This window comes from Paenibacillus liaoningensis, from assembly GCF_059609455.1.
Window position 1 is genome coordinate 52272 of sequence record NZ_JCAALU010000009.1, and the last position, 14312, is coordinate 66583.

A 14312-nucleotide genomic window follows, 5' to 3' on the forward strand; every position below is an offset into this window, starting at 1 on the left:
TTAATAAAAATGATGAGGATTTTACATTCGTTTCCGGCCCCGTTTCAGCCATAATGAGGACACGAAAGAGAAACAGAGCTGCACACGCTCATCAGCATGAACTAAAAATGGGGAGGTCATGATGAAATGAAAAAGGTAACGGCTGCGCTGCTGATCGGCGCATTGACGGTAGCGGCAGGCTGCTCGGCATCAAACGGCAACGCAGGGGGAAGCGAGGGCGACCAGCCGAAGGTTGGGGTCGCGATTTACAAGTTTGACGATACGTTTATGACAGGCGTCCGCAACGCGATTACGGAAGCAGCGGCAGGCAAGGTGCAGGTGGATATCGTAGACAGCCAAAACTCGCAGCCGACGCAAAATGACAAGGTTGACCTATTCATCACGAAGAAGGTCAAATCGATGATCATTAACCCGGTAGACCGCACAGCAGCGGGCGTCATTATTGATAAAGGCAAAGCAGCGGACATTCCGGTCGTCTTCGTTAACCGCGAGCCGCTTGCGGATGATATGGCGAAATGGGATAAGGTGTATTTTGTCGGAGCGAAGGCGGAGGAGTCGGGCACGATGTCCGGCGATCTCATCGTTGATTACTGGAAGGCACATCCGGAAGCGGATAAGAATGGGGACGGCGTACTGCAATACGTCATGCTCAAGGGCGAGCCGGGCCATCAGGATGCCGAGCTGCGGACGAAGTTTTCCGTGCAGGCGATTGAGGATGCAGGCATCAAGGTCGAGAAGCTGGCAGAGGACACAGCGATGTGGGACCGGGTAAAAGGCCAGGAAAAAATGGCTGCGTTCATCGCTTCCCATGGCGATAAAATCGAAGCTGTCCTCGCCAACAACGATGATATGGCGCTCGGTGCGATTGAAGCGCTGAAGGCGGCGGGCTATTTTACAGGCGATAAATATATTCCGGTTGTCGGCGTAGATGCTACGGCTCCTGCGATTCAGGCGCTGGATGAAGGCACGCTGCTCGGCACAGTGCTCAACGATGCGGTGAACCAAGGCAAGGCGACGGTCGAGTTGTCCCGCGTACTGGCTGCTGGCGAAACGCCGAGCAAGGATAACACCGGCTTCGACATTACCGATGGCAAATACGTGTGGATTCCATACCAGAAGGTAACGAGCGAGAACAAGGATCAAGTGCTGAAATAGTCGCCTGAGAGGGCGAGCGGAATAAAGCGGTACGAAAGGAGCAAGGGAAGCATAAGGCTGGCGCTGCCCTTGCTTTTTTTAAACGGTAGCTTTGCCGTCAGAGGACGGCGACAGCCGTTTACGCTTGAAATATAGGAAAGCATATGGTTTTTCATCCTTTCTCTATATTTCATCGCGAAACGTAGCTTTGCCGCCAGAGGACGGCGACAGCCGTTTACGCTTGCAGCAAAACGAGCATTGCCTCCAAAGGCTGGCAGTGCCGTTTAAACACGGTTATTTACTGGATAACTTTAACTTAATTGTTTGTAAAGGGGTGTTATACAAATGCCAGAGCATCCGGCTTATGTGCTAGAGATGAATAACATCTCCAAATCTTTTCCCGGCGTGAAGGCGCTCGACGATGTGACGCTGAAGCTGCGCCCCGGTACGGTACATGCCTTGATGGGTGAAAATGGTGCAGGAAAATCGACGCTGATGAAATGCCTGTTCGGCATCTACAAGCCCGATGGCGGCGAAATCATGCTTGCCGGGCAGCATGTGCACATCAACAGCTCGAAGGACGCGCTGGCTCTCGGGGTGTCGATGATCCATCAGGAGCTGAACCCGGTGCCGCAGCGCGACGTCATGGAAAATATCTGGCTCGGGCGATTCCCGACCAGAGGTCTAGGGCCTTTGCAATTCATCAACCACCGCAAAATGCAGGAGGATACGGTGAAGCTGCTCAAAGATCTGGAGATGGATATTCATCCGAAACAAAAGGTAGGCGACTTGTCCGTATCGAAAATTCAATCGCTGGAAATCGCCAAAGCGGTATCGTTCCACTCGAAGGTCATCGTCATGGACGAACCGACCTCCTCGCTCACCGGAAATGAAGTGGAGCAGCTGTTCCGCATCATTAATGAGCTGCGGCGGCGCGGTGTATCAATTATTTATATATCCCACAAAATGGAAGAGATATTGCGTATTTCAGATGATGTAACCATTATGCGAGATGGCAAGCATGTCGGCACATGGGAAGCGAAGGAGCTGACGATTGATAAAATCATTACCCGCATGGTGGGCAGGGATTTATCGAATCGTTATCCAGAGCGGACGAACGTGCCGGGCGAGGTGCTGCTGCGGGCAGAAGGCTTGACCTCCGTGCATCCGCATTCGTTTAAGGATGTTTCGTTCGAGCTGCGCAAGGGCGAGATTTTGGGACTCGGCGGGCTTGTAGGAGCGCAGCGGACCGAGGTGATAGAAGCGCTGTTCGGGATGCGGGCGCTTAAGCGGGGCAGCATTCATCTGCATGGCAAAAAAATAAAGCTGAAGGCGCCATCGGACGCCATTCGCCAGGGTATTGCGCTGCTCACCGAGGAGCGGCGGGTGACGGGGATTTTTCCGGTGCTGACGATTGCGGAAAATACAGTCATTGCGAACTTGGGCAGGTTCAAGACGCCCTATGGTTTAATTAGCAATGCGCGGATAGGCGAAGTGTCGCAGCAGAGCGTAGAGAAGTTTCGGGTCAAAACGCCATCGACCAAGCAGCTCATTCGCAACTTGTCCGGCGGCAACCAGCAGAAGGTGCTGCTCGCCAGATGGCTGCTGACCGACCCGGAGGTGCTGCTGCTGGACGAACCGACGCGCGGCATCGATATCGGAGCGAAATATGAAATTTATTCGTTCATGATCGAGCTTGCCAAGCAGGGCAAAAGCATCATTATGATTTCCTCCGAAATGCCGGAGCTGATCGGCATGTCCGACCGCATCATCGTCATGCGCGAGGGGCGCATATCCGGCATCGTAGACGGCAAAGCGGCGACGGAAGAAGAAATTATGCGGCTTGCCGCACAGTAGTAGCGGGCAGGACAACTTGGAGGAGTGAATACGATGAATGCACTGGATGCAAAAGGAGTTAAGCATTTTTTCTCCCAAAATGCGATTTATATTATATTGGTTCTGCTTATTATTGGCATAGCAGTTGCTGACCCGAATTTTATCGGCATTACGACGCTGCGGGATATTTTGCTGCAATCGTCGACGCGGGTCATAATCGCTCTAGGCGTAGCGTTTGTGCTGATTACGGGCGGAACGGATTTGTCTGCTGGGCGGATAGTTGGCCTGAGCGCCGTCGTCTCTGCGTCGATGCTGCAAATGTCGGATTATCCGCGCAAGTTTTTCCCGAATTTGCCGGAGCTGCCGATTATCGTGCCGATTATACTGGCGATTGTCGTCGGTTTGATTTTTGGCTTGATCAACGGCATTATTGTCGCAAAATTTCATGTTCCACCGTTTATTGCGACGCTTGGCTCAATGGTTATCGTATATGGCGTAAACTCGTTTTACTTCGATATGAAGCCGAACCAGTCGCAGCCAATCGGAGGCTTAAGCAAGGAATTCAGCAAGCTGGGGACCGGGTATATCGGGCCGAACGGCACGTATTCGATCCCGTATATCGTCATCATAGCGATTGTTGTCTCGTTTATCGTCTGGGTCATCTTCAACAACACGCGGCTGGGCAAAAACATGTACGCCATCGGCGGCAATATCCAAGCGGCTAATGTATCGGGCATTAATGTATCGCGCAATTTGATTTATATTTATGCGATTGCTGGCGCGCTGTATGGGCTGGCAGGCGTGCTGGAGGCTGCCCGCACGGGGGGAGCCACGAACAATTACGGCAATATGTACGAGCTGGATGCGATTGCGGCCTGCGTCGTCGGCGGCGTATCGACCGCAGGCGGTGTCGGGCGCGTGCGCGGCATACTCGCCGGAGTGCTCATTTTCAGCGTCATCAACTACGGTCTGACCTTTGTCGGCGTAAGCCCGTACTGGCAGCTCATTATTAAAGGGATGATTATTGTTGCTGCGGTTGCATTTGATATTCGCAAGTATGTGGCGAAGAAGTAGGGGCGCGGCGATTTGACGAGGCAGTGGCAGGAGAAGTTTTTGCTTTCTAGGTGAGGAATGCGGTCTTGGGGCCGCATTCTTTTTTTGTTATATACAGGTTTAATCCGTGTCGTAGAGCGGCAGTATTTTCTTTTAGCATTTCTTCAGATTCATTTAACGCTGTTTTCATCTTGCCTTCCTATACTTAGCTAAACTACAACGAGTAGGGTAGGTGGAGAAGGATGAGCGGAAATTCGAAATGGTTAAAATGGCAGCTTGGAGCCGCAGGCGCGGCGGGCATTTTTATATTATTCAGTACGGTGCAAAATACAGCGGCTTTTCAGGCGGCGCAAACAGCGGCGGCCGAAGGCAGCACAACCTCCGGAACGGAGCGGCAGGGCGATCAGCAGGATACGGTGGACCAGTGGATGTCCACGGGATCTAGCGACAGCGGCAGCGGCAGCTCGGATTGGAATAACGGCAGCAGCGGAAGCAGCTGGTCAGACAGCTCCAGCGAAAGTGGATCGGATAGCTCCAGCTCAGGCAGTCGCGGCAGCGTAGACGACCGGAGCAGCAGTGGAAGCGGCAGCTCCAGCAGCTCGGGCGGCATGCGCTCCCAGTCAGGCAGGTCCTAACGATGAGCGGGCGGGGGACGATACGGTTTCGGGCGATGAATACGAATGTCGAGATTATACTGGATTATGCAGCGGATGAGCCCCGCACGACAGCCTTTTATGCAGACCGCGCTCGCGACTGGTTTGAGGCAGTGGAGCAGCGGTTTAGCCGCTTCCGCCCGGATAGCGAGTGGAGCAGGCTTGGCCGCTCGGCAGGCAGCTGGGTCGTCGTGTCGGACTGGCTGTTTGAGGTTATTGCAGCGGCGGAGAGCTATCGCCGTCTGACGGCAGGGGTGTTCGACCTGCGGATACTGCCGGGGCTGGAAGCGTCCGGCTATACGGAATCTTTCGAGCACGCGGCGGCGTTCCAGGCGGGAGCTGGCGGGGCTGAGCGGCGGAAGCTGAGCCCTGCTGGCGAGCTGGAGCTGGACTATGGCATGAAGGCGGTGAAGCTCGCCGAGGGAACGAGTATCGACGCCGGCGGCATCGCCAAAGGCTGGGCCGTGCAGAAGCTCGCCGATTGGCTGAGGCGCAGCAGGCGGATTCCGGCAGGCATCGTCAATGCCGGAGGCGATCTGTATGCGTGGAACAGCGGGGACGCAGCGGCGCAGCCAGCCATTATTGATCTCCAGCATCCATGGGAAGCTGGAGCAACGGTTGGGGAACTGCTGCTGGCTAACGGCGCAGTTGCGACCTCAGGGACGCTGGGCAGGCAGTGGGGAACGGGCAGCTCGGCCGCGCATCATTTGATCGATCCGCTGACGATGCAGCCAAGCGTCAGCGATGTCGTTCAGGCGACGGTTGCGGGTCCCGATGCCGTCGCTTGTGAAATATGGGCGAAGACGCTGTGCATCGCCGGCCGCGATCAAGGCTTGCGGCTGATGGACGAGCATGCGCGTGACTGTGAAGCCGTTATTTTCATGAGCGGCGGCGAGATTGTGAAATATGGTAAAAGCCGCAAATCCGGCTTGGAGTGGAATATCCGTGAGCCGCTGCATAGAGCGGGAACCGCGGAGGCTAGGGGTAGAGCCAGCAGCGGAAGCGAAATCGAATGCGAAAAGGAGGAGTCAGCATGACAGAATGGATTTTGAGCTGGCCGACATGGCAAATGACGCGGCTGCTCGGCATTGGCTCTTACTTGATGCTGTTCGTCGGCATGTCGCTGGGCATGCTGTACAGCTATCCGTTTGTGAAAGGACCCGGCAAAGCCCGCGTGTACAATTGGCATATCCGTTTCACGAATGGGGGAACGCTGCTGGCGCTGCTGCATATGGCGGTGCTCGTCATTGATACGTACACGCCATTTACATGGGGCGAGCTGCTGATTCCTTTTACCGCGCATGATCATCCGGTGATATATGGCATAGGTACGCTTGCGCTTTATGGCATGCTCGTGCTGATTTTGACCTCGGACCTGCGTCCGAAGCTGAAGCGCAAAGTGTGGCTCGCTATCCATATGTTAGCCTACCCGATCTATTTACTGGCTTTGTTTCACGGCATATTGGCTGGAACGGATACACAGCTTGGCCTTGTGCAGTTCATGTATGGTGCGACTTTAATCGTTACCGTAGGCTTGTTTTTGGGAAGGGCGACCGTCAAGAAACAGCCAGGCACTGCGAAAAATCGGGGTGTCGCGGCAAAAAGCGGGTAACTTATCCTGTTTTTCCTGTAGAATCGTATAGGTTTAGACAGCTTGCGGAGAAGATAGTAGAATGAATGGGAACTGGTATGAACAGGCGGCTGGTGCGAAGGGCGACCTTCAAAGCTGCTGGATATGGAGGAAACCAAGTGAGCAATCTTCTAGTTATTTTCACGGGCGGGACGATTGGCAGCAAATCTGGCGCAGGAGCGATTAGCGTGCGTGAAGCAGGCTCCTATGCGATTATTGAAGGCTATCAATCGGGCCCCCGTTACCGCGAGTCTGTAAAGCTGGAATGCGTGCAGCCGCTGAATATTCTCAGCGAAAATCTGGTGCCAGACGATTGGAATGTGTTGATTGAAACGATCCGCAGCGCGGACTTGTCCCAATATGACGGCATTATCGTCACCCATGGCTCGGATACGCTTGCTTATTCGGCCGCGATGCTTAGCTATATTTTGTGTGATAGTCCCATCCCGATTGTGCTGGTGGCCAGCAACTATCCGCTTGGCGATCCGCGCAGCAATGGTCTGCGAAACTTCGCCTCGGCCGTTGAGTTCATAGATGGCGAGAAGCTGAAGGGCGTCTACGTCGTCTATGAAAATAGTGCAGGCGAGGCTATCGTGTATTTGGGTACACGCGTCACGCAGGCGGTGTCGTTCACCGACCAATTGGAATGCCCGTATGACGTGCATTATGGCATCATGAGCGAGGGCAAGCTGATCGTCAACGAGCATCCTTACAACCCATCTGCACAGGAGCTGCGTTCTCGCAAGCCTGCCCCGAGCCCGTTCACCGCTGGCAAGGATAAGCTGCAATCGGGCCTGCTGTATGTGAAGCCGTTTTTGGGCATGACCTATGACTATTTTGATTTTGGGCAAAAAGCGCCGAAGGCTGTCGTTCACGATCTGTTCCACTCCAGCACGGCGAATACGAGTGCGAGCGAGCGCCATTCCCTGCTTGCATTCGCCGGGTATTGTGCCCAGCATAGCGTAGACTTGTATTTGTGTCCGCTCAAGGACAGCTCGGAGACGCTATACGCGTCGTCGGTCGCTTTGCAGCAGGCGGGAGTGGCCTTTATCGAAAATATGTCGGTGGACGCGGCGCTTATGAAGCTGACGCTTGCTTATTCCCTTTATGCCGATAAGCAGCAAATTCGCGAGTTTGTGATGAACACACCGCTTTTCTATGAGTTTGTAGCATCTCGCTGATGGACATGCTATCGTTGTTTGAGTAAGCAAAGCAAGTGGAAATATCCAATACGAAGGAGCTGATTGAACATGACGCAAGTGCAAATTGGACAACAGGTTGAGAATTTTACATTGCCAGCCTCGAATGGCAAGGACGTATCGCTGCAGGATTATAAGGGCAAGAAGCTGGTCATTTATTTTTATCCGCGGGATATGACACCGGGCTGTACGACGGAATCGTGTGACTTTAGAGATTACAATGGACAATTCAAGACGTTCAATACCGAAGTCATAGGCATCAGCCCTGACGATCTGGCGTCACATGATCAGTTCATTGCTGCTCATGAGCTGCCTTTCCTGCTGCTCTCGGATACGGAAAATCAGGTTGCCGAGCAGTTTGGCGTATGGAAGCTGCGCAGCCGTAATGGAGAGGAATTTATGGGCATCGAGCGTTCAACCTTTCTGATCGACGAGGAGGGCAAGCTGGCGAAAGAATGGCGCAGTGTCGTCGTTGAGGGCCATGTGCAGGAAGTGCTGGAGGCGGCGAAACAGGCCTAACAGGCGCGGCAGGCAAACAGCATGATAGATGACAAGCGATTTTGTGAAAAATAAAGCGGCAGGCAGGATTAGAGCATTATGCTCTGATCCCGCCTGCCGCTTATTTGCGTCATTTCTGCGGTTCGCGGTCTGGCAGCTGGCTAACGTAGCTGTCGGAGAGCTGGAGCAGCTCCAGCGCGCGGTTGTATTCATCCTCGGTTGCTTTCTTGGCGCTTTCCATGCCATCGCCTGCGAGCGGGTGATGGGTGCCATCGTCGTAGCCGCTGCCGGACAGGAACAGCTCTTTGCTGCTGACAAAGGAGCCTGTCGGCAAATAATAGCGCTGTGGCAGCAGGTTATACGAGCTGCTGTTCAGCAGATCTTGGCCGAAATGAATTTGCTTATCCAGCGAAACACCAAGCAAGTTCGAAACCGTCGGCAGCAAATCAACCTGCCCGCCAAGCTGGTCAAACTCCTTCGGCGAGGTAATGCCCGGAGAAGCAATAATAAGCGGAATATTAATCATATCGGTATAGCTGTACTCATAACCGTAAATTTCTTCCATTAGCGCTTTATCATCGCGATCCAGCGAATAAATCGGCAAGCCCAGATGGTCGCCGTATAACACGATTAGGCTGTCATCCCAGAGGCCGCGCTGCTTGAGATCGTCAATAAATTGGCCAAGCACGTAATCCGCATAGTTCTGGGCGCGAATGTAGTCGCCGACGAACGTGCCCTCGTAACGCTCAGGCAGCTCCATTTTATACTTCGTATCCGGTATGGTGAAGGGGTGGTGAGCGGTCATCGAAATGACTTGAGCATAAAATGGCTGTTCCTTGCTATCCATTTTCTCCAGCTCAGCCGCTGTTTTCTTATAAAGCACCTCATCGGAAGCGCCGAAAAACACCGTATCGTCCTCACCGAAAAAGGCTTTATCATAATAGCGATTGAAGCCAAGCGCCTGATACAGCTCGCCACGGTTCCAAAACTCCACGACATTCGTATGGAACGTCGCCGTATCATAGCCGTTTTCCGTCAAAACCCGCGGCAGGCTCGGCAGCACCTTGCCAGCATACACTTGGGTAGCTGCGCCATTAGGCGGAATATAATAGGACGTGTTTACAATGAATTCAGCATCAGACGTATTGCCCTGACCCACGCCTTGGTAAAAATGCTTGAAATAATAGTTGTCCTTCGCCAGCTTATTCATATTCGGCGTAATTTCCTTGCCGTCAATGGTGAGGTCGATGAGGAAATTTTGGAATGATTCCAGCTGGATAATAATTAGGTTTTTGCCTTTGGCAGCCCCTTGCAGCTGCGGCGCAGCGACAGGCTCAAGCGTCTTGAGGCTGTTGATCTTCTCCTGCGTAATGGTAGAGGAATCAACAAGCTCGGGTTCTTTTTTGCCAAAAATCGTATAGGCCTCATAATTCAGGATGCCCATTTGCTCGGCTTTCACAATTTCATTCATGCTCGCGCTATTCGGCAAAATGTTGAATAGGCACAGGCCGAGCGATACCGCGAAGACGGTCGTTAGCATTCTTTTGCTCACACGAGTCTGGCTGGCGGTTTTCCAATACTGCGCCTTCTGCTTGCGAACGAGAAAATAAAACATAAGGATTACATCAATAAAGACGAGTAAATAATACGGGTCCATCAGTGAAAATACGCTGTTGCTAACCGCCGTTACCTGATTGACCTGCTTTAGGGCAGAGGTGGTGACGATGACGCCGTAATATTTATAGTACATCAGCACAGCAAAGAGAATGGCTGTTATTAGCAAATTCGCTGTTAAATAATACGTCAGCTTGCGTTTTGTTGCGAACCACTCAATGAGGCAAAAGACGATTAACGCAAATGGAACCTCCTTGAACAAGGTGCTCCACGACGGGCTTCCGAATACAACCATCCAAGTAAGAAAGCTTTTGAAAAGAACAATAATGGAGAAAACAATAATCGGTCTGGTGCTGAACAGACGTTTTGGTGCAGATAAAGTCAAAGTATCGCCTACCTTCCCTCGACAAATTAAGGCCGAGTCCCTCGTAAATTTACGATAAATTCATACTTATTATGCCTCTTCCTATAGTAGAATGTCAAAATGCAAAATTAGCCCTATGCCGCATATTCGCGGAGGAGGCTCACAAAAATTACATAGGAAATTTCGGCAACCTTTTAAGACAGATTGAAGTCTATTAGGTATAGTATAAAAAGAACAGACTAATCGTTTATTACCCTTTTTCCTGTAAATTAAACCATATAAGGAGTGCATCATGAAGAGAAAACGCAGAAGAGCGGTCGTTATTTTGTTATCTTTATGCCTAATTGCGATGGCTGTTATAGTAATTGTGAAGTTTGATAAAACGGCGGCTCAAGCGCCAGGTGATACAGCGGCAGTTGTTGCGCCAACAGTGGAAGCGAGTGCCGAGGTGGACGCTTCGCCATCCGTATCGCCGATCGAGGAAAGTACGACGCCGGAGGCGACAGAAACGGCAACAGCAGAAGAAACGCAAGAGGCAACGCCTGCTCCTACACCATCTCCGACTGTGAAGCCGACCCCAGAGCCGACAGCAACGCCGAAGGCAACAGCAAAGCCTTCCAGCGGCAGCTCTTCTGGCGATTTGGATGAAGGCTTAGCCGTTGTAGCGGAGCCGGAAAGCGTCACGGCGCTAGTGAATAAGCAAAACAAGCTGCCGGATGATTACGAGCCTTCCGAGCTGGTATATCCGGATGTGGCATTTATTTTCAGCGAGAAAATCGATAAGCGCAAAATGCGCAAAGTAGCGGCGGACGCTTTGGAAGAGCTGTTTGCAGGAGCGAAGAAGGACAAAATTTATTTAGCTGGTGTGTCGGCCTACCGTTCGCAAGCGACCCAAAAGGCGCTGTTCGATCGTTATGTGAAAAAGGATGGCCTGGAGAAAGCCAGAACGTACAGCGCTATCCCGGGGACGAGCGAGCATCAGACTGGGCTTGCGATTGACGTGTCTGGAAGCGACGGCAAATGTGCAGCCGAAAGCTGCTTTGGCGGTACGGATGAGGCGGTATGGCTGGGCAAGCATGCCTATGAATATGGCTTTATAATCCGTTATCCTGAAGGCAAAGATAAAATTACCGGCTATAAATACGAGCCGTGGCATCTTCGTTATGTAGGCAAGGCGCTGGCGAAGGAATTGACGGATAACGACGAGACGCTGGAGGAATATTACAACGCCATTCCAGTAAGCAAATAATAGCGGAAATGCAGCGTTTACCGAGTCTGGGCATAAGCTCAGGCGGGTAGACGCTGCTTTTTTCTGTGAAAATATTGCCGCTTTGCTATCCGCTTCAGAACGATATCTAGATCTTTGCCTCGAATGTGCGGCAGTCTGTTTCCGCAGATTCGGACGCCCGCTTGCCGCGGTTGCTTGCTACAAAAATCGAAGCAGCTCCGCAGTGGTTGCCGGCGGTTCAGAACTTGCAGGAATTGACGAAAGCACAATACGTCCTTTGCCATTGACAGCTCACCTCCTCAGCTATAGGATGGACAAATTAAGGATCAATTTATACAAGTGAAGGGAATGGATGCTGATGGGAACCAGGCTTTATTACAATCATGATGCGGGAGTAGATGATCTCGTTTCTTTATTTCTAGTTTTGCAAATGAAAGAGGTAGAGCTAGTCGGTGTATCGGTCATCCCGGCTGATGGCTATTTGGAGCCCGGCATGAAAGCCAGCCGCAAAATCATTGACCGCTTTGGACGCGGCGATGCCTCGGCAAGCGTCGAGGTAGCGAGATCCAATTCTCGCGGGCGCAATCCATTTCCTGCGGAATGGCGGATGCATACCTTTTTCGTCGACGCGCTGCCGATCCTTAACGAGCCGGAGCAGATTAAGACGCGTGAGGCGGAGCTGCCGGCCCATCTTCATATGATTGAAGCGATTCGCGCCTCGGATGAGAAAACAACGCTGCTGTTCACTGGACCGCTGACGGATTTAGCCCGTGCATTAGATGAGGCCCCGGATATTGAAGCGAAAATCGAGAAGCTCGTCTGGATGGGCGGAACGTTCAATGAGAAAGGCAATGTGCAGGAGCCGGAGCATGATGGGACCGCAGAGTGGAATGCGTTCTGGGACCCGGAAGCGGTAGAGCGGGTATGGGCCAGCGAAATTCCGATCTTCCTCGTTGCTTTGGAAAGCACGAATAAGGTGCCGCTGACGGTGCCGATTCGCAATCGCTGGGCTTCGCTGCGCCGTCATGAGGGTATGGATTTTGTCGGGCAATGTTACGCCGCCTGTCCGCCGCTTGTATATATGGAGACGAATTCGACGTATTACCTGTGGGATGTTCTAACAACGGCAACGGTGGGCGATTCAAGCCTCGTCTCGATGAAGACGGTCCACAGCAAGGCGATCGCGCATGGCCCCAGCCAAGGGCGCACCATAGAAGCGGCGGATGGCCGTCCGGTCAGCCTCGTGTACGATGTGGAGCCGGAGCGTTTCTTCGACTATATAACGGAGCTGGCTTGCAGCGCTGAGATTAATCCGGCTTAAGAAGGCTGTCCAGCGGAAATTTTAGAAACAGGAAGGATACTTGGTTTGCTTTTGCTGCATTGTTTTTGCTGCATCTTACAATGTAAGAGTGACTGTGAATAAAACGTTTCAAGACTTGTCGTGCGGTTTATTAATATGAAGAGGCTTCCGAATTCATTTTAGAAAAAAGAAAGAGATGAGGCTGACGCGCTTCATCTCTTTTTTGCTTAAGTAACACACTTAAGCGGCATATTTAAAATGTTTTTCTAGAAGCATGGTGAAAAAGGCGGAGCGGAATGAAAAGGTTGGACTGGAGAAGCGTTAGCGTTCGTTTTTGCCCTTGAATGTCCACCTGTGGTCGCTCATTCGATGACATTCAAGGGCAATGACGATCGGAAGCCAATCTTTTCATGCAGCGCAGCCTCTTTTTTCACCAATGCTAGAACGACGCTTTAAATTAACGCTAGTCCATTTCATAGATCGAGCCCGATTTGCTAGCATAAAGCTCAGCGTAGACCTTCTCCGCATAAGCATCGGTCATGCCGGAAATATAATCCGCGACGAAGCGCGGCCAAGTCCAGTTTTGCTTATGCTGCTCATAATTGGCAATCCAGTCTGGCGGAATGATGAGCCGTCCGTGCTCGGGGATGCGGAAGCTCTCCCACAGTCTGCGGATCATAATTTCGCTGCGTTTTTGCAGTCGTTGGACGCGGAAATCTTTAATCAGCGTCACCCATGCCAGCTTCTTGAGAATTTCCATCGTCCGCAGCAGCTCCAGATCCTGCTGTCCATCCTTGACGAAGGTAACCTTCTTCCAGCCTGGTGTAGAGGAGTCAATAATGCCGACCTTTCCGGCAAAAACGCTGACCCAGCGCGCTTTCATCTCCCTGCGCGTGCGCGACGTTTCCTGATCGTACAGCGCATACAGCTCTTCCCATTGCTCCAAATAAGCGGCGAGCACCTTCTTCACCATCGCGGGAATGTCCACCTGATGCCAGCCAACCTCCATATTGCCTTGGTCCTCAACAATTTCCTGTACCAGATGGTCAATCAGGCGCTGATCTTCAAAAAACGTACGATTCATCTGGATTTTGCCTGCACGGATGCCATCCTCAATATCATGGGTGGAATAAGCGATATCATCGCATAAATCCATCAGCTGTGCTTCGAGGGTGGAACGGCCCTTGGGCATTTTCCAAGAATGGCGCAGCTGCTCAATATCTGCCCATTCGGAGCTGTACAGCCCTTTAAGACGTCCGGGCTCATCCAGCGAATAAGGGTATTTATTCGTAGCCAGCAGCACGGCTGCGGTCAGATCAAGCCCGCTGCCGCTGCCGGCGCGCTTCTCCAGAAACATGAGGATGCGGAAGTTTTGCGCATTACCTTCATAGGTCATGCCATGCTCTTCATGAAGCAGGTGATCGAGCACCTCTTCGCCTTTGTGGCCGAATGGCGGATGGCCCAGATCATGGGCCAGCGCCGCAATTTCGACGACGGCGGGATCGAGCATCAGGCCGGGATGTTCTTTTTTAGCTAAAAAGGCATATTGCTTGCCCAGTCTCCGCGCAACCTCACGGGCGATTTGGGAAACTTCAAGCGAGTGCGTCAGCCGCGTGCGGTAATAATCGCCAGAACCAGCGCCGAACACCTGAGATTTTCCCTGCAGCCTGCGAAAAGCGGGGGATTGAATCAAGCGGGCATAGTCCCGTTCATATTCGTCTCGTTCTTCACTGAAAGTTCCCAGCGCAGGTTCGTCCAATCGTAGCTTGCGTAAGTCCATTGTTGTTCCTCCCATGCCGCTCC

At 52.3% G+C, this 14312-nt stretch carries 13 protein-coding genes; 10 read left to right on the plus strand and 3 right to left on the minus strand.

Annotation, left to right across the window (positions count from 1 at the left end):
- Positions 1–126: 126 nt before the first annotated feature.
- The 8 genes from AC6B99_RS14670 to bcp all read left to right on the plus strand — a co-directional run bounded on the left by AC6B99_RS14670 (position 127) and on the right by bcp (position 8024).
- Positions 127–1155, plus strand: a complete 1029-nt coding sequence (locus AC6B99_RS14670; protein ID WP_056036619.1) for a galactose ABC transporter substrate-binding protein — start codon at positions 127–129, stop codon at positions 1153–1155.
- 324 nt (positions 1156–1479) lie between these two features.
- Positions 1480–2991 (plus strand): sugar ABC transporter ATP-binding protein, encoded by a 1512-nt coding sequence (locus tag AC6B99_RS14675; protein WP_099518125.1) that lies wholly within the window; start codon positions 1480–1482, stop codon positions 2989–2991.
- A 33-nt stretch (positions 2992–3024) separates the two neighbouring features.
- On the plus strand, positions 3025–4044 hold the full coding sequence (gene mglC / locus AC6B99_RS14680) for a galactose/methyl galactoside ABC transporter permease MglC (protein WP_056036623.1): 1020 nt from the start codon (positions 3025–3027) through the stop codon (positions 4042–4044).
- Between the two features lie 221 nt (positions 4045–4265).
- Positions 4266–4658 (plus strand): hypothetical protein, encoded by a 393-nt coding sequence (locus AC6B99_RS14685; RefSeq protein WP_056036624.1) that lies wholly within the window; start codon positions 4266–4268, stop codon positions 4656–4658.
- A gap of 2 nt (positions 4659–4660) precedes the next feature.
- Positions 4661–5713, plus strand: a complete 1053-nt coding sequence (locus AC6B99_RS14690; protein WP_496663610.1) for an FAD:protein FMN transferase — start codon at positions 4661–4663, stop codon at positions 5711–5713.
- Entirely contained in the window at positions 5710–6288 is a 579-nt protein-coding gene (locus tag AC6B99_RS14695; protein WP_496663611.1) for a ferric reductase-like transmembrane domain-containing protein, read from the plus strand. The genes AC6B99_RS14690 and AC6B99_RS14695 overlap by 4 nt, the downstream gene beginning before the upstream one ends.
- 137 nt (positions 6289–6425) lie before the next feature.
- Complete coding sequence (locus tag AC6B99_RS14700) at positions 6426–7487, plus strand: asparaginase (RefSeq protein WP_496663612.1); 1062 nt, start codon at positions 6426–6428, stop codon at positions 7485–7487.
- A gap of 69 nt (positions 7488–7556) precedes the next feature.
- Positions 7557–8024: a thioredoxin-dependent thiol peroxidase gene (gene bcp, locus AC6B99_RS14705; protein ID WP_494861066.1), complete on the plus strand. Its 468-nt coding sequence runs from the start codon at positions 7557–7559 to the stop codon at positions 8022–8024.
- 109 nt (positions 8025–8133) lie between these two features.
- Here the strand turns inward: bcp and AC6B99_RS14710 are convergent, their stop codons facing one another.
- Positions 8134–10002, minus strand: a complete 1869-nt coding sequence (locus tag AC6B99_RS14710; protein ID WP_494861064.1) for a sulfatase-like hydrolase/transferase — start codon at positions 10000–10002, stop codon at positions 8134–8136.
- Positions 10003–10273: 271 nt separating this feature from the next.
- Here AC6B99_RS14710 and AC6B99_RS14715 point away from each other — a divergent pair, with 271 nt between their 5' ends.
- Complete coding sequence (locus AC6B99_RS14715) at positions 10274–11230, plus strand: D-alanyl-D-alanine carboxypeptidase family protein (RefSeq protein WP_494861062.1); 957 nt, start codon at positions 10274–10276, stop codon at positions 11228–11230.
- Positions 11231–11336: 106 nt separating this feature from the next.
- On the opposite strand, the gene AC6B99_RS14720 is transcribed toward AC6B99_RS14715, so the two are convergent.
- Positions 11337–11417, minus strand: coding sequence for a hypothetical protein (locus AC6B99_RS14720; RefSeq protein WP_442952536.1), 81 nt, complete (start codon positions 11415–11417; stop codon positions 11337–11339).
- A gap of 150 nt (positions 11418–11567) precedes the next feature.
- On the opposite strand from AC6B99_RS14720, the gene AC6B99_RS14725 reads away from it, so the two are divergent.
- Positions 11568–12530 carry a nucleoside hydrolase gene (locus AC6B99_RS14725; protein ID WP_496663613.1) on the plus strand — a complete coding sequence of 321 codons (963 nt, stop codon included), beginning with the start codon at positions 11568–11570 and terminating at the stop codon, positions 12528–12530.
- Positions 12531–12972: 442 nt separating this feature from the next.
- On the opposite strand, the gene AC6B99_RS14730 is transcribed toward AC6B99_RS14725, so the two are convergent.
- Positions 12973–14289 carry a deoxyguanosinetriphosphate triphosphohydrolase family protein gene (locus tag AC6B99_RS14730; protein WP_056036644.1) on the minus strand — a complete coding sequence of 439 codons (1317 nt, stop codon included), beginning with the start codon at positions 14287–14289 and terminating at the stop codon, positions 12973–12975.
- Positions 14290–14312: the final 23 nt, after the last annotated feature.